The sequence below is a fragment of the Salinivibrio sp. MA427 genome, assembly GCF_001996115.1.
GTDB lineage: Bacteria > Pseudomonadota > Gammaproteobacteria > Enterobacterales > Vibrionaceae > Salinivibrio > Salinivibrio costicola.
Map to the genome: position 1 here is coordinate 1 of NZ_MUFH01000445.1, position 1,526 is coordinate 1,526.

2 protein-coding genes are annotated in these 1,526 nt (G+C 48.4%); both read right to left on the reverse strand.

All coding sequences use genetic code 11. From position 1 onward, the window contains the following. Positions 1-788, reverse strand: a 788-nt coding sequence (gene argS, locus BZG79_RS15450) for an arginine--tRNA ligase (RefSeq protein WP_077774851.1), incomplete at its 3' end; no start/stop codon positions are given. A 449-nt stretch (positions 789-1,237) separates the two neighbouring features. Then, positions 1,238-1,526 (reverse strand): formyltransferase family protein (locus BZG79_RS15455; RefSeq protein ID WP_277919965.1); only part of this gene is annotated, 289 nt, incomplete at its 5' end.

Sequence of the window (1,526 nt, forward strand, 5' to 3'; positions counted from 1 at the left end):
TTATAAAGGCTCTCGCCCATGACATCTTTTGGTGTCAGGGAAACGTTTAGACGGTCATAGTTCTGCTGGTTCTGCTCTAACGTGACTTTAACGAGCTTTTCCCACTTTTCTTTGCAATAGGCATCGCCACGCTGCAATCGCACCACGTAGTCACGTGCGGTGGCGGCAAAGGCTTCGTCTTCATCGTAACGCGCTTTAGACTCACGATAGAAGTTTTCAATATCGCCCAGCTCCATAGAAATATCATCACCGCGTGACTCGTGCAGCTCGAGGTTGGCAATCAACATACCGAATTGCGTTCCCCAATCACCTAGGTGGTTGGCCCGTGTAACCTTGTGACCCAAAAACTCTAATGTACGCACCACCGCATCACCGATAATGGTGGAGCGTAAATGACCAACGTGCATTTCTTTAGCAACGTTAGGTGCCGAGTAATCGACGACAATATTTTGCTTATCTTGTTTCTCGATACCTAAGTGCGCGTCGGACAGGGCCATATCCGCCTGTTTAGCCAGCCACTGATCGTTTAAAAAGATATTGATAAAGCCTGGACCGGCAATCTCTGCGCGACTTGCCATATCTCCGAGATCAAGCGCGTCCAATACCTTTTGGGCAAATTCACGCGGGTTCGTCCCGATCTTTTTGGCTGCACCCATCACACCATTGGCCTGATAATCACCAAATTGTGGTTTTGCAGATTGACGCACTGCTGCTGGTGTGCCCTCAGGCGCACCCGCCGCAACCATGGCGGCAGAAACTTTTTCGTTAAGAAGACTTTGAATATTCACTTGCTTACCTTTACTACTAGCCGGGCTGATTATGAATGACCCGTTATGTGGGTTTCCAGCTTATCAATACAAGAATCCGCCAACACTGCATTGCGCGAGAATGAAGTGTGCAAACACAGTGTTGGCGGGATGCTGTATTGTCGCGAACCATGACGTTCATCGACGCGGATGATCCCTAATGATACCCATAAAACAGCAGGCATTGGCAATAGTTATTCACCGCCTTCCTTGATATCTTTACGCGCCGGAGTACAACGAGCCTTTTTTCCCTCTCGGAGGTTACCAATTATGATGCCATTAAAGGCAAAGTCGTAGTGCGAGATGACACCACTTTTTAGATAAAATCAACCTGTTGCTTACACAGGTTCTTATGATCTCAACAATGAGGTAGAGGCCAGCGCCGGTGCGCTGGCAATCGATGGCGGTTTGGTGAAAATAAGGAGGCTGAGTTACAAGATCACGGTTTTATTGCCGTGTACGAAGACGCGATCGTCGATAACGCGAGCGATCGCTTGGCTGAGCACGCTTTTTTCTACGTCCCGGCCAGCTTTTGCCATATCTTGTGCGCTAAAGCTATGATCAACATGAATCACATCTTGGCCAATAATAGGGCCCTCATCCAAATCGTTAGTCACGAAATGGGCGGTCGCACCAATGATTTTGACCCCGCGCTCGAAGGCTTGATGATAGGGGCGTGCACCAATAAAGGCAGGCAAAAAGCTATGGTGAATATTAATA